The sequence below is a fragment of the Bacteroides sp. MSK.18.37 genome (assembly GCF_019129155.2).
Classification (GTDB): domain Bacteria; phylum Bacteroidota; class Bacteroidia; order Bacteroidales; family Bacteroidaceae; genus Bacteroides; species Bacteroides ovatus.
This window is the reverse complement of record NZ_JAHOIB020000001.1, coordinates 6,355,245-6,381,217: the sequence shown is the minus strand read 5'-3', so window position 1 is coordinate 6,381,217 and position 25,973 is coordinate 6,355,245. Positions and strand designations below refer to the sequence as shown.

Sequence of the window (25,973 nt, the reverse complement as noted above, 5' to 3'; positions counted from 1 at the left end):
ATAAAACTAATCATATTCTGTATGAAATCAGACATAGAAATAGCTCGCAGTATTGAGCTGAAGAAGATTAAGCAAGTTGCCGAAGGTATCGGAATCCCTCGTGAGGAAGTGGAGAATTATGGCCGCTACATAGCAAAGATCCCCGAACAACTGATTGATGAAGAGAAAGTGAAGAAAAGCAATCTCATTCTGGTAACTGCTATCACAGCAACCAAAGCGGGCATTGGCAAAACTACAGTATCTATCGGTCTCGCTTTGGGATTGAATAAAATTGGAAAGAATGCGATTGTCGCTCTTCGCGAGCCGTCTCTCGGTCCATGTTTCGGAATGAAGGGAGGAGCAGCCGGTGGGGGATATGCACAAGTGCTTCCGATGGACAAAATTAACCTCCATTTTACCGGAGATTTTCATGCCATCACTTCTGCCCATAACATGATTTCCGCCCTGCTCGATAATTATCTCTATCAGAACCAGGCAAAAGGTTTCGGATTGAAAGAAATTCTTTGGCGGAGAGTGCTTGACGTGAACGACCGTTCGTTGCGCAGCATCGTTGTCGGCCTCGGACCTAAATCGAACGGGATTACCCAAGAGTCCGGTTTCGATATTACTCCTGCTTCGGAGATTATGGCAATTCTTTGCCTTTCCAAAGATGTGAGTGATCTGCGTCGCCGTATTGAAAATATCCTGTTGGGCTTCACGTATGACGACCAACCTTTTACTGTGAAAGATTTGGGAGTGGCAGGAGCCATCACTGTGTTGTTGAAAGATGCTATCCATCCTAATTTAGTGCAGACTACCGAAGGAACCGCTGCTTTTGTACATGGTGGTCCGTTTGCTAATATCGCACATGGTTGTAACTCTATTCTGGCCACTAAATTGGCAATGTCTTTCGGTGATTATGTAATAACAGAAGCCGGATTCGGTGCCGATCTCGGTGCAGAAAAATTCTATAATATCAAATGCCGCAAGAGCGGACTCCAACCACGTCTCACGGTGATTGTCGCTACGGCACAAGGATTAAAGATGCACGGAGGTGTCAGTCTCGACCGTATCAAAGAGCCGAATATGGAAGGCTTGAAAGAAGGATTGCGTAATCTCGACAAACACGTTCGTAACCTTCGCTCATTCGGTCAGACCATCATCGTAGCTTTCAATAAGTTTGCATCCGATACGGATGAAGAAATGGAATTACTGCGCGAACATTGCGAACAGTTGGGAGTGGGTTTCGCCATTAACAATGCGTTCAGTGAAGGAGGAGAGGGAGCAGTAGATATGGCCCGTCTGGTAGTAGATACCATAGAGAACAATCCGTCCGAATCTTTACGCTACACTTATAAAGAAGAAGATAGCATACAGCAGAAGATTGAAAAGGTAGCCACTAATATTTACGGAGCCAGCGTTATTACTTATAGCAGTATTGCCCGCAACCGTATCAAACTGATCGAGAAAATGGGAATTACTCATTATCCGGTTTGTATTGCGAAAACACAATATTCATTTTCTGCCGATCCAAAGATTTATGGTGCGGTAAACAACTTCGAGTTCCATATTAAAGATATTGTTATCAATAACGGAGCTGAAATGATTGTAGCCATTGCCGGAGAAATTCTTCGTATGCCGGGATTACCCAAGGAGCCGCAGGCATTGCACATCGATATTGTGGATGGAGAAATAGAAGGATTGAGCTAAAATATATACCTCAAAAAAATATTCCGGTATGATGCCGGTAAAATAAATCCCCGTCTTTCCCTATGAAATAAAATGTGGAAAGACGGGGATGACTGTATATAGAGTCCAGTGCGCTTCTGTTTTCTCTTCTTGCACACTGTACGGTTGAATTCGTCCTTGCTATGAGTGATATATGACATCATATATTTCTTTTATAGTAAGAAAAACGAAAATATGGACAGATGGTTCGGGCGGGACCGTTAATAAATAAAAAAAGCCTGCTCCTTTCACAAAGAGCAGACCTTATAAATAAGAAATAAAGCTGATAACAGTGAAGCTATTAGCTTTGAAATCGTTTTTTAATAAGCAAAAAGAGGATATTTCTTCATTGTCTCATTGACACGTGCACGTACTTGTGCAATAACTTCCTCATTTTCTACGTTAGACAATACAGTCTCGATCATTTCAGCAATTTCGAGCATCAAATCTTCTTTTGCACCACGAGTTGTGATAGCAGGAGTACCCAAACGGATACCGGAAGTCTGGAAAGCTGAACGGCTGTCGAACGGAACCATGTTCTTGTTAACAGTAATATCGGCAGAAACCAATGCTTTTTCTGCCACTTTACCTGTCAGTTCAGGATATTTGCTACGCAGGTCGACCAACATAGAGTGGTTGTCTGTACCACCGGAAACGATAGTAAAGCCACGGTCAATCAAAGCCTGTGCAAGTACAGCAGCGTTCTTTTGTACTTGTTTAGCATATTCCTTAAATTCAGGTTGCAGGATTTCACCGAAAGCAACTGCTTTAGCAGCAATTACATGTTCCAACGGTCCGCCTTGAACCCCTGGGAATACGGCAGAATCCAGTAATTGAGACATCATCTTGATCTCACCTTTCGGAGTGGTCTTTCCCCACGGATTGGGGAAATCCTTACCCATCATGATGACACCACCACGAGGTCCGCGAAGTGTTTTATGTGTAGTAGAAGTGACGATATGTGCATATTTAACCGGATTTTCGAGCACTCCGGCAGCGATCAGGCCGGCAGGGTGAGCCATGTCAATCATCAGGATAGCGCCTACTTTGTCGGCGATTTCACGCATACGTTTGTAATCCCATTCACGAGAGTATGCAGAACCACCACCGATAATCATTTTCGGTTTCTCACGTAGAGCGACTTCTTCCATCTGGTCGTAGTCAACGCGTCCAGTTTCCTGATTCAGGTTATATTCGCAAGGAGTATAGATGATACCGGAAGTGTTTACCAGTGAGCCATGAGAAAGGTGTCCGCCGTGTGCAAGATTTAATCCCATGAATTTGTCGCCCGGATTCAGAACTGCGAGGAAAACAGCAGCATTAGCTTGTGCTCCCGAGTGTGGTTGTACGTTTGCCCATTCCGCGCCAAAAATTTCTTTCAGGCGGTCGATAGCGATTTGTTCGCTTTGGTCTACTACTTCGCAACCTCCGTAATAACGTTTGCCGGGATAACCTTCTGCGTACTTGTTAGTCAGGCAAGAACCCATTGCCTGCATAACCTGGTCACTCACAAAATTTTCTGATGCAATAAGCTCGATTCCTTTCAACTGACGTTGATGCTCTTTTTCGATGATGTCGAAAATGATGTCGTCTCTTTTCATTCTTTTATAAGTAAGATTAAATTTCTAATTCGAGATACCTATTTTAAGCGCACAAAGTTAATGAAAATAAATAAAGAATGAAGGAAGTACAAGAAAAATGTTAGTAAAAAGCCGGATTTAATGATATTTTATTCTTAAAGGATGAATCCCAGCGAAAAACTTAACGCGCTGTCACGGCGACGGAAAATAATGTTGCTCACTCCTGTGCTGCCGTCGGAATTGATATTGTCGTAAATGATGGACTTGGAGATATTTCCGATGCCTTGCTCGTAGCGGAAATCGAAAAAGATACGGGAGATGTTGACGCCTACACCGATCACTGCACTGACATTGAACGGATACAGCCTTTCGTGAATCCCTTTTTGGTCAAAATTCTTAAAAGTGATTTCATTGTGTTTTCCCCATAAGTAGCGAAGTTTGGGGCCTGCGAAGATAGACATTCCGTAAGGCCCTTTTTTCACCACATTATAGCCGTATAAAATAGGGAAATCCACACTGTGCAACACCGATTGCACGGAAGCATAATCAGGCTCGATGGCAGGATGCTGCGAACCGAGCTTATCGAAAGTGATCTCACATTTGCTTACATTATAGGACACTTCCGGCTGAATGAAATGCTTCTTCATGTTGATGCGCATAAAGAGGGCGCCGAAATAACCTATCTTGTAGTTATTCTGCACCTCATCGATAGTTACATCCTTAATTTTCAGTTCAGACACCATGAACATGGAAGAGTTGAATCCCGCCTTGATACCGATATTTATTTTTTTTGTATTGGGGCGGTCTACTTTTTCTGCGTTATAGTTCTGGCCGACAGCCGTGCAGGCTATAGCTAACAAACCGGGAAGGATGAATTTACGCAGCATATTCATGGCAATATCGCACTTTTTATGATTTCTTCTTTTCTACACTCCAACCGAACTTACCGATTTTCTCTCCCAGATTATAATATCCTCCGTGCACATATACCAGCGGATTGGCTTCGGCCAGTTCCAGCTTTCCGGTTTCAGGATTCAGGTTCCGGTCGTCCGCACGCACATTTACTACGTCAGCGATAAACATATCGTGTGAGCCGAGAGAGATGATTTCTTTCACACGGCATTCAATGCAGAGAGGAGATTCTTCAATCAACGGAGCACTAACCACCGTACACTGTCCGGGTGTCAGCTTCATCTCATCAAATTTATGATAATCACGTCCCGAACGAACTCCGCACCAGTCAGTGGCAAAAGCCATATCTTTCGTTGTCAGGTTGATGACAAACTCCATGTTTTTTTTGATAATGTCATAAGAATGGCGTTCCGGACGTACGGATATATAACACATGGGCGGGTTTGTACAAATCGTACCCGTCCATGCTACTGTGAACATATTATATTCGCTTTCTTCCTTTCCGCAGCTGACTAGTACAGCCGGCAGCGGATAGATCATCGTTCCTGGTTTCCAGTCCTGTTTCATAGGGCTATACGTTTATTCAGAGGATTGTAATCTCTTCACGTTTCTGCTCTTTCTCGCAATAATGGCACTTTACGATACAATTATCCTTGTCTATCACATGAAAGATAGTGGCCATCGGTTCGTTGTTGGTGATACATTTCGGATTGGCACATTTCACGATGCCCCGAAGTTCATCCGGCATTTTCACCTCTTTCTTTTCCACTACTTCGTAATCGCGGATGATATTCAGCTTGACGTGCGGGGCAACTACTGAAATACGGTTAATCTCTTCGTCGCAGAAGAATTTATCTGCAATCTTGATGATCCCTTTTTTACCCAGCTTCTTGCTGTCGAGGTTGAATCCGATAGTGATATTGCTAGTCATCTGTTCCACACCGAGCAGTTGCACTACGGTAAAGAGCTTTTCGGATGGGATATGGTCAATCACTGTCCCGTTTTTCAGGGCAGCTACTTGCAATGCTTGTTTATTTTCGCTCATAATAAAATATCGTTTTTAACGTCATCTAATGTGATACCTAATACATCGCAAAGGATTGCTTCGCGGGCATACAGACCGTTTTGTGCCTGTTGGAAATAATATGCTTTCGGATTGTTATCCACATCGTAAGCAATTTCGTTGACACGGGGAAGCGGGTGCAGGATACGCAGGTTCGGACGTGTGTTTTCCAGCATTTTGTTACGGAGAATATATACATTCTTCACCCGTTCATATTCCATCAGGTCGGTGAAACGTTCGCGTTGCACACGGGTCATGTACAGAATATCGGCGTCAGCGATAATCTCTTCGGTAAAATCCGTATGTTCAACGTATTTTATTTGGTGCGTTTTACAGTAAAGTTTGTATTCTTCCGGCATTTTCAGCTCTTCGGGAGCGATGAAGTGGAAAGTCGGATTAAAGTGTCGCATCGCCATCAGCAAAGAATGTACGGTGCGGCCGTATTTCAAGTCACCCACCAGGAAAATGTTCAGATTTTCCAGCGTTCCTTGTGTCTTGTAGATAGAGTAGAGATCGAGCATCGTCTGCGACGGGTGCTGGTTGGCTCCGTCACCTGCGTTGACAATGGGCACCGGGGCTACTTCGCTGGCATACCGTGCAGCTCCTTCGAGATAGTGTCGCATGACGATAATATCTGCATAGTTGCTCACCATCATGATCGTGTCTTTAAGTGTTTCCCCTTTGGAAGAGCTGGTAGCTTTGGGGTCAGAGAATCCGATTACTCGTGCACCGAGACGGTTGGCAGCTGTTTCAAAACTCAAGCGGGTACGGGTGGAAGGTTCAAAGAACAGGGTTGCTACAACCTTTCCTTGTAATAACCGGCGATTGGGGTTCATTTCAAACTGCTTCGCCATTTCGAGCATGTAGAGGATTTTTTCTTTAGAATGTTCGGCAATGGTTACTAAACTTCTGTTTTCCATTTTGTTATCTTTTATGTGGATAGAACTTGTTTTACCGGAGCGTAAAGGTACGAAGAATTTGTGAAAAGCACAGATTTTTCGTACCTTTTTTATCAGCTTTTAATCAGTCGGTTTATTTCCGTCCGCTAGCTAACGCTGCAATGATATATTTCCCCGGTGCTCCGATTTTACTCCAGGCCGTATTGGAGAGCAGTTTCCACACCTGGGTGCCTTTCCTGCCATAGTCCGATAGCCGGAGAATCGTCTGTTTCTCTTTTGGGTCAGTCACTTTATGGTTGTCCAGACTCTCCATCAATCCTGCTATGTTGTGTGTAGCCAGATTGTAGGCATACCCCGGAATTTCAATCGAAGCATCGTTAATTTCTTCTTCTTCAGAATTTAGTTTAGTTTCCTTTAGTTTAGTTTGTCGGGAAATGTCTGCATTTTCTTGACTCACCTCCTCTTGAGTTTCAAAAATGTCTGCATTTTCCGCGTTCAACTCTTCTTTTTGCATCCCTTTTTTCTTCTTGGTCTCTAATAAATAAGGTAGTTGGGAGAAATCTATTTTCCTTCGTGTAGTAGCTTCAAACCACACCCTTTGAATCTGTTCCGAAGTGAGTATACCGTGTTTCTCGTAGGTTTCTTTATGGAAAAATCCTTTTTCCAATAACAGATCGACAATCTTTTCCATCATGTCCTCTTTGATCCCGCCACCTACTTTGCGGACGAAAATTAGATTTTGTTCTTTCCCCCAAGAGATGTAATATCCCTCTTTATAGATTTTGCAAAGTAACCGCATGACCATGTAAGAAGCTAACACTCCGAATTTAGCTTCTAATAATTCCATCACTTCTTCGTCAAAAAAGTTTGCCGGTGTCGGGAAGTAAGGTATCCCTTTATTAATCATATTCATTATTCAGTATTTTTTATTATAAACTATACAATAGCTTTCCATTCCATCAGATTTCCGATCATGAATCTTCTCCATCCTTTTTGTTCTTCACTCCAATAGATAATAGACTCTTGTTGTGCTGTGATATTAAATTCTCTATGAAAGAATTTTTCATATCCCACCAGTGTTCCTCTTTCCAGGCAGAACGTACCATCCTGCTTATGAAAAGCTATCATTGCATTTCCATACAACATGTGTTCTATTAGTTTAATGCACTCCTGTACAATTCTATCCGCACATTTATCTGAAATCCCCTTTTCGGCAGTAATACGTTTTTTCCATACTAATTTGCAAGCTTCCAACTTGCCTTTCTTGATCTTTTGTCTCATTTTCTTCTGTTTTTTGATTGAAAAATTAAGTTTTTATTTAAACGTAAATATTCCCTGTCGGATAGTGACGGTATGCTGTTGTCATAGCGTTACTATCCTTTCATTATAGTGACGCTATGACAACAGCATACCGTCACTATTTTTTGAGAGAAATTCTTGTTGTTTTCCGACCGGTTGAAAACGGCGGCGAAGGTAGGCCTTATATTTCACTTGTCCCATTATTTTTTCTTAGTACTTGCTTTTAAGCTTTTCAGCCTGTTCTCTTTTTTCCTTTTTCTCTTTCATATATTCTTCTTCGACAGACTTTTTCAATGCCGCCAATTCTGCATGTATACTGCTAAGTTCCATCAACTTATAGCCGCCATGCTTGTGAATGTATAATACTTTTTGGTCATAGATATATTGGGCCAGATTTATCAGCTTTTTTTTCTTAGGATGGTGGAAATATCCATCGATAAAGATTCTCAAATGCATGGTGAGATAAAGGCGGATATCTCCACTGATTGCTATTCTGTTTTCCAGCTCTTCTTCACTGATGATTTCTTCCTTTGACTGTCTTCCGGGGGCTTTTTCCACTGTTTGAACATTTCTTTTTGCTTTGTTGTTTTTACTTCTTTTTTTAGATTTTTCGCTTCTCATAATTAGTTAATTTTTGCAATATTAATGAATGTTAATTTGAGAATAATATCTGGAAAGTGAAATTGAACCTGCAAAAAGATTTGTTCTTTTGTCGCTTGCCAAATAGTATATATATAAAATAACTAGTGATGCAAATGATGAATAAAAATGGATTTAGTCGATGTGGTGAGAACTACATCAATCGTTTACGAAAGGAAGGGCGTTATTCTACGGCGCACGTTTATAAGAACGCCCTTTATTCTTTCGGGAGGTATTGTGGTACATTGAATGTGTCGTTCAAGCAAGTTACCAAGGAACGTTTACGGCGTTATGGTCAGTATCTTTATGAGTGTGGTTTGAAGCCCAATACGATTTCTACGTATATGCGTATGCTTCGTAGTATTTACAATCGGGGAGTGGAAGCGGGGAGTGCCCCTTATGTTCCTCGATTGTTTCATGATGTCTATACAGGTGTGGATGTCCGGCAAAAGAAAGCTTTGCCTGCCGGTGAATTACATAAGCTTTTGTATGAAGATCCCAAATCGGAACGTTTACGTCGTACACAAATTATTGCCGCCCTGATGTTTCAGTTTTGTGGAATGTCATTTGCTGATTTAGCACATTTGGAAAAATCAGCTTTAGATCAGAGTGTGTTGCGCTATAATCGAATCAAGACGAAAACTCCCATGAGCGTCGAAGTATTGGATACCGCCAGGGGAATGATAAATCAACTCTGGAGTAATCAGGAACCCATTCCCGATTGTCCGGATTATCTGTTTGATATACTTTGTAGTAACAAAAAACGGAAGGATGAAAGGGCATACCGTGAATATCAGTCTGCTCTTCGGAATTTTAATAATCGTTTGAAAGATTTGGCGAGAGTTTTACGGTTGAAATCTCCGGTTTCTTCTTATACACTGCGCCATTCTTGGGCAACGACAGCGAAGTATCGTGGAGTGCCAATTGAAATGATCAGTGAATCATTGGGGCATAAATCTATAAAAACGACACAAATCTATTTAAAAGGTTTTGAACTCAAAGAACGTACAGAGGTAAATAAAGGGAATTTATCTTACATTAGAAACTATCGTTTAGGTGGATAATAGGCGATAAAGTGTTATAAATCAGTGAATAAGTATGTCTGTTACTTCTTAGGTAACGGATAATTATTCGGTGCAAAGATATGCAAAAATACAAATAGTAAACAAGTAAAATCTTCTTTTTTTTCTGAATTGTTGAAATATGCAACAAAAATATATCAGGACATGATGATTCTGTTTGATCATGCCTGAAATTCCTGTACTCTGTTTTAGAGATGCTTTTCCCTTCGCGTAGGTTAGAAAAACATCTTTGTAGGCAGTTCCTGTCCATGTTTTGGGGCTTTCATCTGTTTTTCTGTGAATGAGTACCTTATCCGTTACCTAAGAAGTAACGGAAAAGTAAGGGGTAAAAAAGTATGATTCTAACGAAAGAAACTTTAAGTGCTGGGCCTAGTATTGGGACAGGGGAAGGCGTAGCACACTCTAAACGCTGGTATGTCGCTCTGGTCCGTATGCATCATGAAAAGAAAGTAGCCGAGCGTTTAGATAAAATGGGGATTGAAAATTTTGTACCAGTCCAGCAAGAAGTACATCAATGGAGTGACCGCCGTAAAGTGGTTGAATCCGTATTGCTTCCTATGATGGTTTTTGTACACGCTGATCCCAAAGAACGTAAAGAGGTTCTTTCCTTTTCTACAGTTAGTCGGTATATGGTAATGCGTGGTGAGAGCAGTCCAACTATCATTCCTGATGAACAAATGGCTCGTTTCCGTTTTATGCTCGACTATTCCGAAGAGGCAATTTGTATGAATAGTGCTCCTTTGGCACGTGGTGAAAAAGTGCGTGTCATTAAAGGTCCCTTGACAGGGCTTGTAGGAGAACTTGTCATGATAGATGGCAGAAGCAAAATTGCTGTCCGGTTGAATATGCTGGGGTGTGCTTGTGCGGATATGCCGGTTGGGTATGTAGAGCCGATAGGTGAGAGGCAATAATCAAATTATTAATCAAAAGTATGACATAGGAGGTGCCGAATAACCTTTAAAGGTATTATAGGCATATAGTAAATATTTACATGTCTCAAGCGACAGACAACAATAAACGAATAGCGAAGAATACCTTACTTCTCTATATTCGTATGCTTTTTATGATGATCGTGAGTTTATATACTTCACGTGTCATACTAGATGCTCTAGGAGTTGAAGATTTTGGTATATATAATGTCGTAGGTGGCGTTGTAGCTATGTTTTCGGTAATATCGGGGTCATTATCTGCTTCTATCAGTAGATTTATTACCTTTGAATTGGGGAAAGGTGATCAAAGTAAGTTGAATAAGATATTTTCAGCATCGGTTACTATCCAAATATTGTTATCTTTAATCGTAGTCATATTAATAGAGCTTGTTGGTGTATGGTTTCTTAATTCTAAGATGATTATTCCAGCAGATAGGATACTGGCAGCTAATTGGGTACTCCAATTTTCTATTGTCACTTTTGTCATAAATCTTATAAGTGTTCCATATAACGCATCTATAATAGCACATGAAAAAATGTCGGCTTTTGCTTATATCAGTATATTGGAAGCTATAGGCAAACTTATTATTGCATATTTGATCGTTATAGCTCCTATGGATAAATTGGTGTTTTATTCAATTTTGATGTGTTCTGTAGCGGTAATTATTCGTTTTACTTATGGCTATTATTGTAAAAGGCATTTCAAAGAGTGTACTTATCATTTTTGTTGGGATAAAGAACTTTTAAAGAATATGTTTGGGTTTGCAGGATGGAATTTCATTGGAGCTGCTTCATCCGTGTTAAGAGATCAAGGTGGAAATGTTGTCATTAATTTGTTTTTCGGTCCATCTGTAAATGCAGCTAAAGGTATTGCTATGCAAGTAAATTCAGCAATTTCAGGATTTGTCAGTAATTTCATGACAGCATTAAATCCACAAATTACAAAATCTTATGCTTCTGGCAATTACGATTATATGATGACACTTATCTTTCAAGGAGCGAAGTTCTCATTTTATATGTTGTTGTTGCTCTCATTGCCTGTGATTATCAATACTCACTACATTCTTGGACTATGGTTGAAATTGGTGCCGGAACATGCGGTTCTGTTTGTGCGGCTAACGTTGCTTCTTGCCATGAGTGAATCTATTTCAAATCCACTGATTACAGCCATGCTTGCTACGGGTAGAATTCGGAACTATCAGATTATGGTAGGTGGTTTGCAGATGCTGAATCTCCCTATATCATATATCTTTCTTCGTTTAGGATGTGTACCGGAATCTGTATTGTTTGTTGCAATATTTATATCTCAATGTTGTTTAGTTGCACGTCTTTATATGCTCAGAGGAATGATTGGATTATCTTCTGTCAAGTATTTGAAATATGTGTATTTAAAAGTCCTGATGGTAATGTCAACATCAGCGATTGTACCGATATTATTATTAAAGAACATAAATGAAACCTTTTTATCCTTTTTAATTATATCTGTAGTGTCAATACTTACCACATCAATTTCGATATTCTATATAGGATGCAGTAAAGAAGAAAGAGTTTTTGTCTGGGCAAAGGTAAGTGCTTTATGTGCAAAAATCAGAAGATGATAGAACGTAATTATTCAATAGATATTCTTAAGTTTATATGTGCAATCCTTGTGGTATTCCTTCACACTGATTGTGTATATCATGATTACATCTTGCCACTCACACGTTGCGCAGTGCCTTGCTTTTTTATGATTAGTGGTTATTTGTTATTTAACGATGGTGATATAGAAATATCGAGATTAAGACGCAGTACTAGGAATATTTTGCACATTATCGTATGGTCTACGTTGTTGTTTGCTTGTTATAAAGAAGCTGTGGCGATACATCAAGGGAGTGTTTACATACCATCGCTGCGTGAATTATTTAATTTCATAGTTTTTAATGAAAATCCTTTTGGCGGTCATCTTTGGTATCTGGGCGCATACCTATATGTACTATTGATAGTAATGATTATAAGCAAGTATAAGATTTGGAAATATATGTTCTATGCCATTCCTATATTATTGCTGACAGACTTGATATTGGGCAAGTATAGTTTACTGCTTCTCGATAGAGAGTTTCCAGTTATCTATGTACGGAACTTTTTGTTTGTCGGTCTACCATATTTTGCATTGGGGGCATGGCTAAAGAAGTATAGTGACAAGATTAGTAAAATTAAATACTATTATTGGCTTATTGGAGGCATTTTATTCTCATTGACGTCTCTAATGGAAAAATGGGTATTGCTATATTTAGACAAGAATCCCGGACGTGAACATTATTTTAGCAGCACGTTGCTTGCGCTATGTCTATTCTTGCTAGTATTATCATTCAAGAAGAAAGAACCAACTATATATTCGACTATTGGGAATAAAGATTCGCTTTACATATACATCTTTCATCCTCTCTTTATATCAATCATCGGTATGATAGTTGGCAAGATAGCATCAAATTCTATAGTAAATATATACTCATTTACTGCGCCATTTGTAGTGTTTTTCTCAACAATGGTCTTTGTAATAGTAATAAGAAAAATCCGGTTGATACAATGATAAATATTAATAATCCGGCTGATTGTTGTGGATGTACTGCATGTGCCAGTATTTGCGCTCATGATGCTATCACGATGAAGCCAGATGCGCTTGGATTTCTCTATCCGGAAGTAGATCGAAGCAAGTGTGTTGATTGCGGTCTGTGTGAGAAGGTGTGTGCTTTTAATGACGATTACGATAAAAGCTTAAATATAGATAACCCTTTAGCTTATGCGGCAAGGCATAAAAATGAGGAAGAATTAAGATATAGTCGTTCTGGAGCTGTATTTGTTGCTATGTCTGATTATATTCTGGAACATGGTGGCGTAGTGTATGGTGCAGGATATGCTGACCATTATAGAGTCGTCCATAAACGAGCAACTACAAAAGAAGAATGTAACGAATTCAAGGGAAGTAAGTATGTACAGAGCGATATGAATACGGTGTTCCGCCAAGTGAAGCAAGATTTGAAGGCAGGTCTGGCTGTTTTATTCTCTGGTACTCCATGTCAAACTGCAGGTTTGAATAGTTATATAGGAAAAGCTCAAAGAAAAAATCTCATTCTCGTAGACATTATTTGTCATGCTGTGCCCAGTCCTTCTGTATGGAAAGACTATCTTGGCTATACTGAATCAAAATTCAAATCAAACGTTATCAAATTAGAATTTCGAGAAAAATCCATTGGGTGGAACCAACCACACATGGAAAGTTTTACTCTTGCAGATAACTCTATTCATAAAGACTTTCTGTTAAGGTATCTTTTTTATTCAGGATTAATCTCCAGGTCATCTTGTGAGCATTGTAAATATTGCAATCTTTCCAGACCTTCTGATTTGACTATCGGAGACTTTTGGGGATATGAAAAAGTCGCACCGGAAATGAATACAGACAATAAAGGAATCTCGCTTGTTATTTGTAACACAGATAAGGGGTGTAGCCTTTTAAAAAAATGTTCTTATATGCTGCATACAAAGCATGTAGACTTGACGAACTCATTGCAACCCAATCTGCAGCATCCTTCGTCTGTAGATCCTCGTTGGCATCAATTTGCAAAGGATTATCAAAAAAGAGGATTTTTGTATGTTGCCAGGAAATATGGAAATGTAGGTTATCGTTATCAACTAAGAATGTTTATCGACAAAATTAAGCGGAAATTATCCATTTAATATGAAGATAGGAATATTGACATTTCATTGTGCTCACAATTATGGGGCCGTGTTGCAGGCCTATGCTTTAGTAACGTATTTGCGGAAGAATAACTATGATGCGGAGATTATAGATTATAGACCCAAATCGTTAACCATGTCTCATGGTATTATGCCTTGGCGTAGAATTTCCCGACTTAATATAATACGAAAAGTTATCTTTGTTCTTAGGATATTACCGTTCTTAACGGAAAGAAAAGAACGTTCTGACAAATTTCAATCATTTATAGATAGCTTACCTCTTTCAACTCGGAAATATACGGAAACAGACAGTGAGGTTATAGGCTATGATATAATAATTTGTGGTAGTGACCAAGTTTGGAATCCTAGAATTACCAATGGCTTTGATAAATTCTTTTGTGGAAGTGTCAGTCATAAAGGCAAATTTATATCCTATGCAGCTAGTACTGAAGCCAAACGAATCATCTCCGATGACTATAAAAAATATAAAGAAGTGCTCTCCAATTTTGAGAATATTTCAGTTAGAGAGTCAGAACTTAAAAATATTTTGCAACCACTCATAAATAAAGAAATAACGAAAGTTGTAGACCCTGTCTTTTTATTATCAGCCAATGAATGGCAAAAGATAGCTGTTAAACCAACTTTTATAGATAAACCATACCTTCTTGTATATCAAGTAAAAAGAGACGATAGGGTACTGGATATGGCAAATAAATATGCTACATTACACCATATGAGTGTGGTTGAAGTAACAGCAGAGGCTGAATATAAAAAAATGAAGAATCGAATATTAACAGCATCTCCTTTTGAATTTGTGGGATTGTTTGCCAATGCCTCATGTGTCGTTACAACATCGTTTCACGGAACCGCATTTTCTATAATATTCAACAAGCCTTTCAAAACCGTATTGTTCAATTCGCCCGGAGATGGACGAGCTTTGGACGTAATGAATACTTTCGGCATAGAAAATTCGACAGTTGATGTAGATAGTGGGGATATTCAGGAAATGTCTCATAACATCCCTAATATAGATATTATAGTCCGGACTTCAGACACATTTATAAAGCAGGCTATACAATGATGAATAATGCAATAGTCAAAAGATATCCATTGGCTAACTCCTTTCCGATATTATTAATAGCTTGTCTAATATTGGAACAAGGTTACGGTCTTCTTTCAATACCTAGATACTTATTTATCGTGTTGGTAGGTGTTTTCTTTTTTTATTATAAAAAAGGAACATCATACAGCAAGCCCATTTGCTTCTTTGTAGTTAGCTGCTTTCTAAGCATCTTGTCGTGTATGTATTTTAGGAGTGAAAGTCCTGTCAGTATTATGGGTGAATATAATATCTACTTTATAATTGTATTTTATTTTGTCTTGTGCAAATACAACGTAAGTATCGAAGTTCTTGAAAAGGTATTGTTCTGGGCTTTTATCATATTTTGCCTTTGTTACTTATATCAAGTTTCAGTCTATCCTAAACTTGTATTTCTAGATAAAGACAATCAGTACAATGAAACAGTAGATATGTTGAACCGACGAATTCGAATGGTGGGAATGTCCATTAATTCATTAGGATATTTTTATAGTTTGAATAAAATCTTGGAGAAGAAAATGAACTATACACTTCCTATGTTGCTTTCATTGGTGTGTATGTTATTATTTGGATTCAGAACTTTACTGTTCTTTTCTGCTGTATTTTCTATAATATTGATTATAAGGTTTAACGGCTTTTCAAAGAAACTTGTCTTATGGTGTGCATTGGGAGGATTAGGTGCTTATTTGCTTTATCTTACTCCCATCTTTCAGACGGTTTTTGAAGGAATGATGGAGAGGCAAGAATCTGACCAGACTTTTGGCAATAAAGATTATATTAGATATGCAACTTTGTTCCATTATTATGGTCATCATTATAAGAGTACGGTAGAGATGTTTTTGGGTTCTGGATTATGTAACCGGGCATTAAGAACATCTTATTCTTTAGAAATTGTGAGAAATGAATCATACGGATTGCATTATTACGATTGGGGATTGTTGGGAATTAGTTGGATGACTGGAGTACTTAGTCTGATTGGAATGTTATGGTGGTCATTGAAAGCGGCATTTGCAAAACTTCCTAAGAAATATTTATATCTTTCTGTATGGTTCGGATACATTCTGACTTGTGCTTTTACGTCTGCTGAATTTGTCCGTCAAGGATGTTTTCTGATACAAGCAATATGTTTATACCTCATTTATAAAATATCCTTGTATGAAAAGAATCGCTATAATGAATAATGGGACATTACCTATACCGTCAGTTTTGGGAGGTGCAGTAGAAACATTGGTTCAGCTTCTGGTTGATACCAATGAAAAAGAAAAGCAAATGCAACTTGAAATTTTTTCTGTTGATAATGTTAATGCAAGAGAAAAGGCAAAAGAGTATAGGTGTACCCATTTTCACTTTATTAGTACTTCGAGTATTTTGAATCGAATGACAGACTTTCTAAAGCGTTGTTATAATTTTATAGCCTTACGGACAGGTTTGCCATTTATTGGATATTGTTATGCAAGCGCGTTGGTTCGTTACATCAAGAATAGTAACAATATTGATGCTGTTCTTTTGGAAGGTTCCTCAATTAATGCTGATTATATAAAGAGGAAAACCGCATTACCCGTTATACAACGCATACATAATGTACCTTCCCATGGTTTGCGTCATTGGGATGATTTGAATGCAAAATCAACAGATCTTTATTTGGGGATTAGCGACTATATATGTAAAGTGTTGAAGAAAAATGTTGAAGGAAAGTATGGTGCTGGTATCAAGTTATTGTATAATTCAATCGATTTTAATCAGTTCAATGTAAGGACTACAATTGAAGAAAGACATGCATTAAGAACGTCATTTAATATTCCCGTAAATTCTTTTCTTTTTGTTTTCTCAGGTAGATTGAGAAATTACAAAGGTATAAAAGAGTTGCTACTTGCTTTCTTGGAATCTAAAGATAAAATGCCTGATGCCTATTTGCTTATTGTCGGAAGTTTTGCATTTTCTTCTACTTACGTGTCTCTATTCGAAAAAGAACTTGCGTCTATCATTCATCAGTTGGGAGAACGGGTCATATTTACAGGCTTTGTAAAACATGAAGTCATTCATCGATATTATCAAATTGCAAATGTGGGTGTATTCCCTTCCACATGGGAGGAGCCTTTTGCACTTACCTGCCTTGAGGCAATTGCAAGCTCTTTGCCTGTCATTATAACGAGAAGTGGAGGAATGTCGGAAATCGTTAATGAAGAGTGTGGCATTGTTGTGGAGAATGATGCGAATCTGGTAAACTCATTGGCTGCAGCAATGGAAAATATATATGGTATGGATAAAGCTAAATTGGAAAATATGGCTCAATATTCAGTATTGAGAGCTCAATTATTTGATAATCAACTTCAATACAAACAATTTGTTGAATATATCAATTCTGAAATATAGTATATGAAAAATATACTTATAATGTTTACGAATGCAATAGATCCTACAACTGGAGGAGTCGAAAGGGTATATCATAATCTTGTGCCTTATTTTAGGGAGCATGGATATAATGTGTTTGCTACGTATCAAAGAAAAACTGATTATGATAAAAATTCTGTCTATACCAAAGCGATATTCATGGAGTATTCTATTGATAGTGTTGGATATTTTAATAAGTTAGACAAGGTAATGATGGAAATGGCTGTAGATATTGTAATTTGTCCATTTCCAAGTTATCAATTATTCAATTACTGTTCTCGGTTAATTGATAAAAAGGTTTTCTTTCATGTACACAATGTTCCATCCAAATTGATGTATCCCAGTTCAGCAAAATTGCCAAATATATTGAAAGAATCTTTTGTTGACAGATGCTTAAAACGTATACGTTTTGATTTGAGATATTTAGCATCATTCAGACGAATTGAATTAAATAAAATGAAGATAGTCCTTCTTTCTGATTTCTTTAGGGATGACTTAAAAAGTTTTTATGATTTCAACCCTAGATGTATATGTGCTTTGCCTAATCCATTCTGTATTGATGAAGAATATCAATTGGATTATCAGAAGAAAGAGAAAATGATTCTGTATGTCGGAAGAATTAATACTAGACAAAAGCGTTTTCAATCTCTTCTTAATATTTGGAAAAGACTACAAAATGAATTACCCGATTATAGACTTGAAATAGTAGGAGGAGGACCCGAAAAAGAATTGTATGAGAATCTTGCTCATGAAATGCGTCTTAAACGTATCACATTTCATGATTTTCAAAATCCGACGGAATATTATAAAAAAGCTGTATGCAGTTGCATGACGAGTAACTACGAGGGATTTAGTATGGTCTTAATTGAAGCAATGCAGTATGGATGTGTGCCATTTGTTTTTAATTCATTTGCATCTTTACCAGATATAATAGATGATAAGGTCAATGGATATGTCATTACGCCATTCGATGAAGGTGAATATGTACAGAAGATAAAAGAATTCATATTGTTATCAAAAAAGAATAAAGAAATTATCAGCGTTAAAGCCATGGAAAAAAGCCGAGAATTTGATGTCAGACGAGTTGGTCAACGCTGGATAGAACTTATTGATAACTATTAAAATAAAAGACCATGAATCATTTGAAAATTATTTTGATGTCTCTTATTTGTTATTTCTATAACAATATAGTTACATATATTCCATCTCACGTAATACGTAAATATTGTCTTATTATGTTTGGCAGCAAGATAGGTCATCATACACGAATTGATATGTGTGCATATATAAGCAGAATAACAAAGCTAAATATTGGAAACAACACTCATATTAATAGAGGGTGTATTTTACAAGCATTGGGTGGTATTACTATTGGCAATAATGTCTCGATTAGTCACCGATGCAACATTATTAGCGGTGGACATGATGTTAACTCTCCCACATTCGAAGGAGATCATCAACCTATTGTTATTTGTGATTATGTTTGGATTGGAGTGGGGGCGACAATATTAAAAGGGGTAAAAATAGGTAAGGGTGCGGTAGTGGCCGCAGGAGCTGTAGTGACTAGGGACGTTCCAGATTATGCTATCGTGGGTGGCATTCCTGCAAAAATAATAGGTGAACGAAATCACGACTTAAAGTATCGGTGCTTAAGTTCGAGGAGATGGTTACTTTTACAATAGTAAATCTTGATGAAGATTAGTATCCGATGAAACGGATTATATGTACTTCTGTTAATGAATATTGTGGAATGACTTCATATAGTAATGTTTACCTTATACCCTATTTTGTATGAATAAGAAAAAAATATCTTGGATAACTCCAAGTTGTTTCATTGATGTAGATTTGCCAATTATAAATCTTTTAGCCAAAGATTATTTTATTGACTGGCAAATAGTAGTGGAAAATAATCAGGAGATTGATTATGAGTTATATGTAAGATCTGTACTGAAAGACAATCCTAATGTTTTGGTCTATTTTTTCTATTTAACGTATCGACTTAGGAGCCCTCATAATATAATTGATTTAATACGTATTATTAAAAGAGCTAGAGCATTTCTTCCAAATTTGTATTATATTTCAGCAGCTATGCATCCTTATGGCACTATGATGTATCGTTTAATGCTTCCTAAAAGAAATGTTGTTATTGCATGTCACAATGTTTCTACTCCAAGAGGAGCTAATTCGGAAAAATGGGCTAAAAAACTAACTAATATGTGGATTCGTAGTTTTAAGAATATTCAGGTATTCTCAAGAAGTCAGGAAGTAATTCTCAAAGAAAAAGTTCATGGAAAGAATATTCTAATGGCACATTTGGCTTTAAAGGATTATGGAGAATCTACTATTGAAGTAAATAAAAAGGAAGAACGGACTTTTAGATTTTTATTTTTTGGAAATATTGTTGCATATAAGCGGGTTGATTTATTGATTGAAGCTGCAAATATTTTGCATGATAGAGGTATTGAAAACTTCAAAGTAAGGATTGCTGGTAGCTGTAATTGTAATTGGGAACAAAACTATGCATCGTTTATAAAGTGTCCAGATGTGTTTGAACTAATGATTAGACGAATTCCTAACGAGGATATAGCTAATATGTTTGCAGATAGTCATGTTTTTGTTATGCCTTATCAAGATATAGCCCAAAGTGGGGCTATAACGGTAGCATTTAGATATAATGTCGTTACATTGGTCTCTGACATTCCTCAATTTAAAGAGTTTGTAGAAGATGGAGTGACGGGATTAGCATTCCAATCAGGAAATGCAGGTGATTTAGCGGATAAAATGCAGTGGTGTATAGAAAACAGGGATGTGCTTTTAAAAGAACTTTCTGTTAATCAAAAGAATTTTGTAGATAAGGAGCTTTCGCTAACCAGTATTGTTGCGAAATATAAAGACTTCTTTTCTAAATTGTAAATTTATGAGTTTTGTACCTCGACTGGCTACAGATAAACAATGTACAGGCTGTTTTGCTTGTATAGATGTGTGCAATAAAAATGCTATAAATATAGTTGAACATTATGATGGGCATCGGTATGTAGAGATAGATAAAAGTAAATGTGTTGGTTGTGGCATGTGTGAACAAATCTGTCCGGTCGTCTCGAATTTCGAATATCAGAAAAGTGAATATTCAGATTTCTATGCAGCTTGGGCAAAAAATAGAACACATCGAAAGACTAGTGCTTCAGGTGGTGCTTTTTATGCAATAGCATCTTCTGTAATAGAACAGGGCGGGGTTGTGTTTGGAGCAAAAATAGAAGAACCTTGTTACGTTCATCATCAAGCGATTGAGGCTAAGGAAAAATTGAATTATTTGCAAGGGTCAAAATATACACATAGTGATGCATCGGGGAACTATAAACTTGCTTTGAAATATTTGAAGGAAGGTCGAATGGTTCTTTTCTCGGGCACAGGTTGTCAAATTGCCGGACTATTATCTTTTTTGAAAGATAGAACCTATAAAGGTAACCTGATTACGTTGGATTTAATTTGTGGTGGAATTCCTTCTAGAATTTTAATTGATAAATTTATTAGTCAGGCACCGTATAAAGTGAAGCGTATTTTGTCATTTCGTACCAAGGAAACAGGATGGAAACCTGGAGGATTTCGTTATAATTTGAAAGTCGAAGATGAAAATGGTAAAATTTATGATTATGCAAATAAAAATAATTTAATTACTACTGGATTTAGCCTCGAATTAACGAACAGATATTCTTGTTATGACTGTCCTTTCGTTGGAAAAAATCGCAAATCAGACTTTACCATAGGGGATTATTGGGGATGTATTAAATATAAGGAAGAACATTTTGATGGTATATCGTTGATTATAGCTCATACTGATAAAGCGAGGCAGTTCCTTTCATCATTAAAAGATTCTTTATTTTATGATAAGGCTGATATGAACTTGGCCATATCTCATAATCATAGATTGGTTACAGGACATTCGATTCAGCAATATTTTTTTGAACGAAAGTTATTGGCTTTCTTTTCCTCACACCTTAGTGATAGTGTATTTTCAAAAGTATATGCGTATACCTTTTCGAATAAAAGTCCATGGATACTGTTGAAAGTGATTCGGAAAGTTTACGGAATAGTAGTAGTGATTATAGATAGAATAGGACATAAGCAATGAAAATCGGATTATTAACATATCATAAGTCGTATAATTGTGGAGCAGTGTTACAAACTTATGCCACATGTCGCCTCCTCAAGGAACTGGGACATGAAGTAGAGTTGATAGACCTTAGGCAGCCAGAACCTATAAAGTTGAGACAATTGATTTTTATTCCTCGTTTTATTAAATTTCATAGGTTCTGCAAAAAGTTTTATCCGTCGCTTACAAGGCATTATAAAACAGTGGAGGAACTTAGAAAGGCAAAGTTGGATTATGATTGTTTGTTGGTAGGAAGTGACCAAACATGGAATCCTTTAATTAGCCGTGAACAATGTTTGGCCTATTTTCTTGATTTTGGAGAGGATCAGGTTCGCAGAGTGTCGTTTGCTTCGAGCTTTGGGGTGAATATGTGGCCGGAGAGTCATAAAGAGCTACTGTCTGCTATAGATAAACTTCTTCATCGTTTTTCGGGAATATCTGTGAGAGAAGTTACGGGCCAAAATATATTAAAGCAGCAATTTAGCCTTGATAGTAACTTAGTGCTTGATCCTACAATGTTGCATTCTTCTTATGCGGAAATTACTTCATCTATTACTCCCAATCACCGTATTGTTTGTTATCTTTTAAATCGTAATGATTGCCAGCTTGATATGGCACGTTATCTTTCATACAAGATGGGTATACCGGCTCGTATGATATTTAATGGATATCCTTTGAGAGGGTTTGAATATTGTTATCCTCCCGCTATTGAAGGATGGATAGAGCAGATTGGCGGAGCGGAGATTGTAGTGACAGATTCCTTCCATGGATTGGTGTTTAGTTTGCTTTATCATCGTCAGTTTGCTGTGATTCCTATAGCAAATGGCTTATCGAGCCGTCTGCTTGATTTGCTTGATTTAGTAGGGCTAAAAGATCATGTGTTTACTTCACAGGAGGAGTTGGAAAAGAATATGGAGGTACTTCAGCGTCCGATTGATTATGAGAGGGTAGACAGAATATTGGCTATTTATAGAAAACAGTCAATTGACTTTTTACGTAATGTTTTGAGATAAGGATAATCATCCTGCAAAAGTGCTTAAAAAAGATACAATTTTGAAAGTAAAGAATGGGAGAGGCTTAGATAATTAAATTGTATGGTTAGAAAAATACTTAATTATTTCTTATGAAAATATTATTGGCAAACAAGTTTTATTATCGTCGTGGTGGTGATTGTATCTACACGCTTAACCTAGAGCTATTGCTACGGGAGTATGGACATGAGGTAGCGATATTTGCCATGGATTATCCTGATAATTTGGAAACTCCATGGAGAAAATATTTTCCGAGTGAAGTGAAGTTTAAACCCGGATTAGGAATGTTGGAAGCTTTTTTGCGTCCATTAGGTACAAATGAAGTAAAAAGAAAATTTTGTGCATTATTAGATGAATTCAAACCTGACGTAGTACATTTGAATAATATTCATACGCAACTTTCTCCCATAATTGCTGAACTAGCACATGAAAGAGGAATTAAAGTTGTATGGACTCTACATGATTTGAAGCTTCTTTGCCCTCGTTATGATTGTCTTCGTAATGGAAAAATAGCCTGTGAAGAATGTTTTATGGATAAACGTAAGGTGCTTGAGTATAAATGTATGAAGAACTCTATTGTTGCTAGTTTCTTAGCTTATAAGGAAGCAGTATCATGGAATCGTGAGCGTTTGGAGAAATGTACAGATATATTTATTTGCCCAAGTTTATTTATAGCGAATAAGATGATACAAGGAGGCTTTGATAAAACAAAAATGTGTACACTCTGTAATTTTATAGATATAGAAAAAACAAGGAAGCAAGAGTATAATAAGCTGGATTATTATTGTTTTATAGGTCGTCTATCTAATGAAAAAGGGGTGGTTACATTGGTAAAAGCAGCTCGTCAGTTGCCATATAAATTGAAAATTATTGGTGAAGGCCCCTTGATGGAAGAGTTGAAAATACTGTGCAAAGGAACAAATATCGAACTTGTAGGCTATAAACAATGGGCGGAAATAAAAGAACTATTAGGACGCACTCGTTTTAGTGTTATTCCATCGGAATGTAACGAAAATAATCCACTTTCAGTGATTGAAGCACAATGTTTAGGAACTCCAGTTTTGGGAGCATGCATTGGAGGTATTCCCGAATTGATAGAAGAGGGAAAAAGTGGAATGTTGTTCAAATCAAAAGATATAGTGGATTTAAAAAAGAAAATTGAGATGATGTTCACATATACGTTTGATTACGAATCATTGGCCAAAAAATCACAAGAAAAATACTCTGCAGATGCTTACTATAAACAGCTGATGAAGATTTATACCAAGTGACGAGGAAACATATTTCTTTTGTATATATTTAAAATCTTATTATATTATGACTACAAATAATATCCCGTGTCCTACGGACGCGAGCATTATTCTGACGTATCGTTGCCCGATGCGTTGCAAGATGTGTAATGTGTGGCAGTATCCCACAGAAAAGAGTAAAGAAATACAGCCAGAGGAGTTACGTACACTTCCAAAGCTGAAATTTATAAATCTGACAGGTGGCGAGCCTTTCATTCGTGAGGATTTGGATAAGATTGTTGAAGAATGCTATAAACATACGGATCGTATTGTGATTTCTACATCCGGATGGTTTGAAGATCGTGTGGTAGCATTGGCTAAAAAATTTCCGAATATCGGTATTCGTATTTCTATCGAGGGATTAAGTTGCAAGAATGATGAATTACGTGGACATTCAGGTGGCTTTGATAAAGGTTTGCGTACGTTATTGACGCTAAAAGATATGGGATTAAAAGATATTGGTTTTGGATGTACGGTATCCAATAATAACTCAAAAGACATGCTTTCACTCTATCAATTGAGTAAGTCATTGGGAATGGAGTTTGCTACAGCTGCTTTTCATAATTCATATTATTTCCATAAAGACGATAATGTGATAACGAATAAAGACGAAGTATGCAAAAATTTTGAACAGTTGATAGAATGGCAATTGAAGGAGAAACATCCGAAGAGTTGGTTTCGTGCTTTCTTCAATATGGGACTAATCAATTATATAGAAGGTGGTCGTCGTATGCTGCCATGCGAGGCCGGTTCTGCCAATTTTTTTATTGAACCTTATGGTGATGTATATCCATGTAATGGTTTGGAAGAAAAATACTGGATGAAGAAAATGGGTAATATTCGTGAAACTCCCAATTTTATGGCTGTTTGGAAAAGCGAGCAGGCGCAGCAGGTGCGTGATATGGTACGCAAATGTCCGAAAAACTGTTGGATGGTAGGTACTGCTTCTCCAGTAATGCATAAATACATTAAACACCCTCTAAAATGGGCATTAAAAAATAAACTTTTTAGTATGCAAGGTAAGCCTGCATGTTTGGATAAGTGTTGGTATAATGTAGGACAGGATCCTTGTCAGGGAGATTTAAGAGAGGGTTTTTAAGATCATGAAAGTCGTGGTAACTGGCACCCGAGGAATACCAAATATCCTTGGTGGTGTTGAAACACATAGTGAAGAGCTTTTCCCTCGTATTGCACAAAAAGGCATCGATATAACTATAATCCGTCGTAAAAGCTATGTACATGATTCACTTCAAGAATATCAGGGTGTTAAATTGACAGATATTGAAACTCCTAAAAGGAAATCGTTCGAAGCTATCATTCATACATTCAAAGCTATTTTGAAAGCTAAAAGTCTACATGCAGATATTGTCCACATTCATGCTATTGGTCCAGCACTGTTGACCCCCTTGGCGCGTTTACTGGGCATGAAAGTAGTTTTCACACATCACGGTCCAGACTATGACCGGGATAAATGGGGAAAGGCGGCTAAGGTAATGTTGAAAACCGGTGAATGGATGGGATGTATGTTTGCTAATGAAGTGATTGTCATTTCGGAAGTCATTAATGATATTCTAGTACGTAAATACGGTCGAAAGGATTGTCATCTTATTTATAATGGAGTGCCTACGCCAGACAAAATTAATAGTACAGATTATTTATATGAATTAGGACTAAAACCCTGTAAATATCTGTTTGCGATGGGACGATTCGTACCGGAAAAGAACTTTCATCTATTGATTCGTGCTTTTGCTGCTTTGAAACAACATAATTATAAATTAGTGCTTGCAGGAGATGCAGATTTTGAAGATGATTATTCAAGGAAACTGAAGTCTTTGGCGAAAGAGAATGGGGTGGTTTTGACTGGTTTTATTAAAGGAAAGAAGTTGCATGAATTGCTAACCCATGCCCATTGTTTTGTTTTGCCGTCTTCTCATGAGGGTTTGCCAATTGCTCTATTAGAGGCGATGAGTTATGATCTTCCTGTGATTGTGAGTGATATCCCTGCAAACTTGGAAGTGGGGCTGGCTTTTGATTGCTATTTTCAGACGGGGAATGAGGAGCAATTACAGGAAAAACTACAAAAGAATTTAGTACAGGATTTTTGTCCTGTTCATTATTCAATGGATGAATATAACTGGGATAAAATTGCAGAACAGGTTGTTTCTGTATACGAAAATATGTTTTAATTT

25 protein-coding genes are annotated in these 25,973 nt (G+C 37.5%); 17 read left to right on the top strand and 8 right to left on the bottom strand.

Annotated elements, in window-relative coordinates:
• Window positions 1-21: 21 nt before the first annotated feature.
• Complete coding sequence (locus KSX81_RS24725) at window positions 22-1,689, top strand: formate--tetrahydrofolate ligase (protein WP_004295785.1); 1,668 nt, start codon at window positions 22-24, stop codon at window positions 1,687-1,689.
• A gap of 338 nt (window positions 1,690-2,027) precedes the next feature.
• On the opposite strand, the gene glyA is transcribed toward KSX81_RS24725, so the two are convergent.
• From glyA to KSX81_RS24685, 8 genes are all read right to left on the bottom strand, one after another.
• Window positions 2,028-3,308 carry a serine hydroxymethyltransferase gene (gene glyA / locus KSX81_RS24720; protein WP_004295787.1) on the bottom strand — a complete coding sequence of 427 codons (1,281 nt, stop codon included), beginning with the start codon at window positions 3,306-3,308 and terminating at the stop codon, window positions 2,028-2,030.
• 134 nt (window positions 3,309-3,442) lie between these two features.
• Window positions 3,443-4,180, bottom strand: coding sequence for a porin family protein (locus KSX81_RS24715; RefSeq protein ID WP_004295789.1), 738 nt, complete (start codon window positions 4,178-4,180; stop codon window positions 3,443-3,445).
• 16 nt (window positions 4,181-4,196) lie between these two features.
• Window positions 4,197-4,766: a flavin reductase family protein gene (locus tag KSX81_RS24710; RefSeq protein ID WP_004325806.1), complete on the bottom strand. Its 570-nt coding sequence runs from the start codon at window positions 4,764-4,766 to the stop codon at window positions 4,197-4,199.
• A gap of 16 nt (window positions 4,767-4,782) precedes the next feature.
• Window positions 4,783-5,244 (bottom strand): aspartate carbamoyltransferase regulatory subunit, encoded by a 462-nt coding sequence (gene pyrI / locus KSX81_RS24705; protein WP_004295791.1) that lies wholly within the window; start codon window positions 5,242-5,244, stop codon window positions 4,783-4,785.
• Window positions 5,241-6,182: an aspartate carbamoyltransferase gene (gene pyrB / locus KSX81_RS24700; RefSeq protein WP_004295792.1), complete on the bottom strand. Its 942-nt coding sequence runs from the start codon at window positions 6,180-6,182 to the stop codon at window positions 5,241-5,243. Before pyrB ends, pyrI begins: the two co-directional genes overlap by 4 nt.
• A gap of 112 nt (window positions 6,183-6,294) precedes the next feature.
• Window positions 6,295-7,074, bottom strand: coding sequence for a DUF4373 domain-containing protein (locus KSX81_RS24695; RefSeq protein WP_217725582.1), 780 nt, complete (start codon window positions 7,072-7,074; stop codon window positions 6,295-6,297).
• A gap of 23 nt (window positions 7,075-7,097) precedes the next feature.
• Entirely contained in the window at window positions 7,098-7,442 is a 345-nt protein-coding gene (locus KSX81_RS24690) for an SH3 beta-barrel fold-containing protein (protein ID WP_151935176.1), read from the bottom strand.
• Window positions 7,443-7,670: 228 nt separating this feature from the next.
• On the bottom strand, window positions 7,671-8,081 hold the full coding sequence (locus KSX81_RS24685) for a DUF4119 family protein (RefSeq protein ID WP_121960463.1): 411 nt from the start codon (window positions 8,079-8,081) through the stop codon (window positions 7,671-7,673).
• Between the two features lie 128 nt (window positions 8,082-8,209).
• On the opposite strand from KSX81_RS24685, the gene KSX81_RS24680 reads away from it, so the two are divergent.
• The 16 genes from KSX81_RS24680 to KSX81_RS24605 all read left to right on the top strand — a co-directional run bounded on the left by KSX81_RS24680 (window position 8,210) and on the right by KSX81_RS24605 (window position 25,970).
• Entirely contained in the window at window positions 8,210-9,163 is a 954-nt protein-coding gene (locus tag KSX81_RS24680; RefSeq protein WP_217725581.1) for a tyrosine-type recombinase/integrase, read from the top strand.
• A gap of 353 nt (window positions 9,164-9,516) precedes the next feature.
• The gene (locus KSX81_RS24675) at window positions 9,517-10,092 is read left to right on the top strand and encodes a UpxY family transcription antiterminator (RefSeq protein WP_055234608.1); all 576 of its coding nucleotides are present in this window, start codon (window positions 9,517-9,519) and stop codon (window positions 10,090-10,092) included.
• Between the two features lie 80 nt (window positions 10,093-10,172).
• Window positions 10,173-11,708, top strand: coding sequence for an MATE family efflux transporter (locus KSX81_RS24670; RefSeq protein ID WP_217725580.1), 1,536 nt, complete (start codon window positions 10,173-10,175; stop codon window positions 11,706-11,708).
• Window positions 11,687-12,679: an acyltransferase family protein gene (locus KSX81_RS24665; protein WP_217725579.1), complete on the top strand. Its 993-nt coding sequence runs from the start codon at window positions 11,687-11,689 to the stop codon at window positions 12,677-12,679. The genes KSX81_RS24670 and KSX81_RS24665 overlap by 22 nt, the downstream gene beginning before the upstream one ends.
• Entirely contained in the window at window positions 12,676-13,824 is a 1,149-nt protein-coding gene (locus KSX81_RS24660; RefSeq protein ID WP_217725578.1) for a Coenzyme F420 hydrogenase/dehydrogenase, beta subunit C-terminal domain, read from the top strand. Before KSX81_RS24665 ends, KSX81_RS24660 begins: the two co-directional genes overlap by 4 nt.
• Window position 13,825: 1 nt before the next feature.
• Window positions 13,826-14,905 carry a polysaccharide pyruvyl transferase family protein gene (locus tag KSX81_RS24655; RefSeq protein WP_217725577.1) on the top strand — a complete coding sequence of 360 codons (1,080 nt, stop codon included), beginning with the start codon at window positions 13,826-13,828 and terminating at the stop codon, window positions 14,903-14,905.
• 449 nt (window positions 14,906-15,354) lie between these two features.
• Window positions 15,355-16,104, top strand: a complete 750-nt coding sequence (locus tag KSX81_RS24650; RefSeq protein ID WP_235333029.1) for a hypothetical protein — start codon at window positions 15,355-15,357, stop codon at window positions 16,102-16,104.
• A complete protein-coding gene (locus KSX81_RS24645) occupies window positions 16,079-17,296 on the top strand; it encodes a glycosyltransferase family 4 protein (protein ID WP_217725576.1) in 1,218 nt (405 codons plus the stop codon). Before KSX81_RS24650 ends, KSX81_RS24645 begins: the two co-directional genes overlap by 26 nt.
• A 3-nt stretch (window positions 17,297-17,299) precedes the next feature.
• A complete protein-coding gene (locus tag KSX81_RS24640; protein WP_217725575.1) occupies window positions 17,300-18,436 on the top strand; it encodes a glycosyltransferase in 1,137 nt (378 codons plus the stop codon).
• Between the two features lie 11 nt (window positions 18,437-18,447).
• Window positions 18,448-18,996, top strand: a complete 549-nt coding sequence (locus KSX81_RS24635; protein WP_217725574.1) for an acyltransferase — start codon at window positions 18,448-18,450, stop codon at window positions 18,994-18,996.
• A gap of 109 nt (window positions 18,997-19,105) precedes the next feature.
• Window positions 19,106-20,227, top strand: coding sequence for a glycosyltransferase family 4 protein (locus KSX81_RS24630; protein WP_217725573.1), 1,122 nt, complete (start codon window positions 19,106-19,108; stop codon window positions 20,225-20,227).
• Window positions 20,228-20,231: 4 nt separating this feature from the next.
• The gene (locus KSX81_RS24625) at window positions 20,232-21,443 is read left to right on the top strand and encodes a Coenzyme F420 hydrogenase/dehydrogenase, beta subunit C-terminal domain (protein ID WP_217725571.1); all 1,212 of its coding nucleotides are present in this window, start codon (window positions 20,232-20,234) and stop codon (window positions 21,441-21,443) included.
• Entirely contained in the window at window positions 21,440-22,477 is a 1,038-nt protein-coding gene (locus KSX81_RS24620) for a polysaccharide pyruvyl transferase family protein (protein ID WP_217725565.1), read from the top strand. Before KSX81_RS24625 ends, KSX81_RS24620 begins: the two co-directional genes overlap by 4 nt.
• 110 nt (window positions 22,478-22,587) lie before the next feature.
• Window positions 22,588-23,766 carry a glycosyltransferase gene (locus KSX81_RS24615; RefSeq protein WP_117683859.1) on the top strand — a complete coding sequence of 393 codons (1,179 nt, stop codon included), beginning with the start codon at window positions 22,588-22,590 and terminating at the stop codon, window positions 23,764-23,766.
• A 46-nt stretch (window positions 23,767-23,812) separates the two neighbouring features.
• Window positions 23,813-24,883 carry a radical SAM protein gene (locus KSX81_RS24610; protein WP_117683860.1) on the top strand — a complete coding sequence of 357 codons (1,071 nt, stop codon included), beginning with the start codon at window positions 23,813-23,815 and terminating at the stop codon, window positions 24,881-24,883.
• Window positions 24,884-24,887: 4 nt separating this feature from the next.
• Window positions 24,888-25,970, top strand: coding sequence for a glycosyltransferase family 4 protein (locus KSX81_RS24605; protein ID WP_117683861.1), 1,083 nt, complete (start codon window positions 24,888-24,890; stop codon window positions 25,968-25,970).
• Window positions 25,971-25,973 lie beyond the last annotated feature (3 nt).

Bases quoted from the DNA above. Each gene is read 5' to 3' on its own strand.
- KSX81_RS24725 (WP_004295785.1), top strand. From the start codon at position 22: ATGAAATCAGACATAGAAATAGCTCGCAGTATTGAGCTGAAGAAGATT.
- glyA (WP_004295787.1), bottom strand. From the start codon at position 3,308: ATGAAAAGAGACGACATCATTTTCGACATCATCGAAAAAGAGCATCAA.
- KSX81_RS24715 (WP_004295789.1), bottom strand. From the start codon at position 4,180: ATGAATATGCTGCGTAAATTCATCCTTCCCGGTTTGTTAGCTATAGCC.
- KSX81_RS24710 (WP_004325806.1), bottom strand. From the start codon at position 4,766: ATGAAACAGGACTGGAAACCAGGAACGATGATCTATCCGCTGCCGGCT.
- pyrI (WP_004295791.1), bottom strand. From the start codon at position 5,244: ATGAGCGAAAATAAACAAGCATTGCAAGTAGCTGCCCTGAAAAACGGG.
- pyrB (WP_004295792.1), bottom strand. From the start codon at position 6,182: ATGGAAAACAGAAGTTTAGTAACCATTGCCGAACATTCTAAAGAAAAA.
- KSX81_RS24695 (WP_217725582.1), bottom strand. From the start codon at position 7,074: ATGAATATGATTAATAAAGGGATACCTTACTTCCCGACACCGGCAAAC.
- KSX81_RS24690 (WP_151935176.1), bottom strand. From the start codon at position 7,442: ATGAGACAAAAGATCAAGAAAGGCAAGTTGGAAGCTTGCAAATTAGTA.
- KSX81_RS24685 (WP_121960463.1), bottom strand. From the start codon at position 8,081: ATGAGAAGCGAAAAATCTAAAAAAAGAAGTAAAAACAACAAAGCAAAA.
- KSX81_RS24680 (WP_217725581.1), top strand. From the start codon at position 8,210: ATGCAAATGATGAATAAAAATGGATTTAGTCGATGTGGTGAGAACTAC.
- KSX81_RS24675 (WP_055234608.1), top strand. From the start codon at position 9,517: ATGATTCTAACGAAAGAAACTTTAAGTGCTGGGCCTAGTATTGGGACA.
- KSX81_RS24670 (WP_217725580.1), top strand. From the start codon at position 10,173: ATGTCTCAAGCGACAGACAACAATAAACGAATAGCGAAGAATACCTTA.
- KSX81_RS24665 (WP_217725579.1), top strand. From the start codon at position 11,687: ATGTGCAAAAATCAGAAGATGATAGAACGTAATTATTCAATAGATATT.
- KSX81_RS24660 (WP_217725578.1), top strand. From the start codon at position 12,676: ATGATAAATATTAATAATCCGGCTGATTGTTGTGGATGTACTGCATGT.
- KSX81_RS24655 (WP_217725577.1), top strand. From the start codon at position 13,826: ATGAAGATAGGAATATTGACATTTCATTGTGCTCACAATTATGGGGCC.
- KSX81_RS24650 (WP_235333029.1), top strand. From the start codon at position 15,355: ATGTTGAACCGACGAATTCGAATGGTGGGAATGTCCATTAATTCATTA.
- KSX81_RS24645 (WP_217725576.1), top strand. From the start codon at position 16,079: ATGAAAAGAATCGCTATAATGAATAATGGGACATTACCTATACCGTCA.
- KSX81_RS24640 (WP_217725575.1), top strand. From the start codon at position 17,300: ATGAAAAATATACTTATAATGTTTACGAATGCAATAGATCCTACAACT.
- KSX81_RS24635 (WP_217725574.1), top strand. From the start codon at position 18,448: ATGAATCATTTGAAAATTATTTTGATGTCTCTTATTTGTTATTTCTAT.
- KSX81_RS24630 (WP_217725573.1), top strand. From the start codon at position 19,106: ATGAATAAGAAAAAAATATCTTGGATAACTCCAAGTTGTTTCATTGAT.
- KSX81_RS24625 (WP_217725571.1), top strand. From the start codon at position 20,232: ATGAGTTTTGTACCTCGACTGGCTACAGATAAACAATGTACAGGCTGT.
- KSX81_RS24620 (WP_217725565.1), top strand. From the start codon at position 21,440: ATGAAAATCGGATTATTAACATATCATAAGTCGTATAATTGTGGAGCA.
- KSX81_RS24615 (WP_117683859.1), top strand. From the start codon at position 22,588: ATGAAAATATTATTGGCAAACAAGTTTTATTATCGTCGTGGTGGTGAT.
- KSX81_RS24610 (WP_117683860.1), top strand. From the start codon at position 23,813: ATGACTACAAATAATATCCCGTGTCCTACGGACGCGAGCATTATTCTG.
- KSX81_RS24605 (WP_117683861.1), top strand. From the start codon at position 24,888: ATGAAAGTCGTGGTAACTGGCACCCGAGGAATACCAAATATCCTTGGT.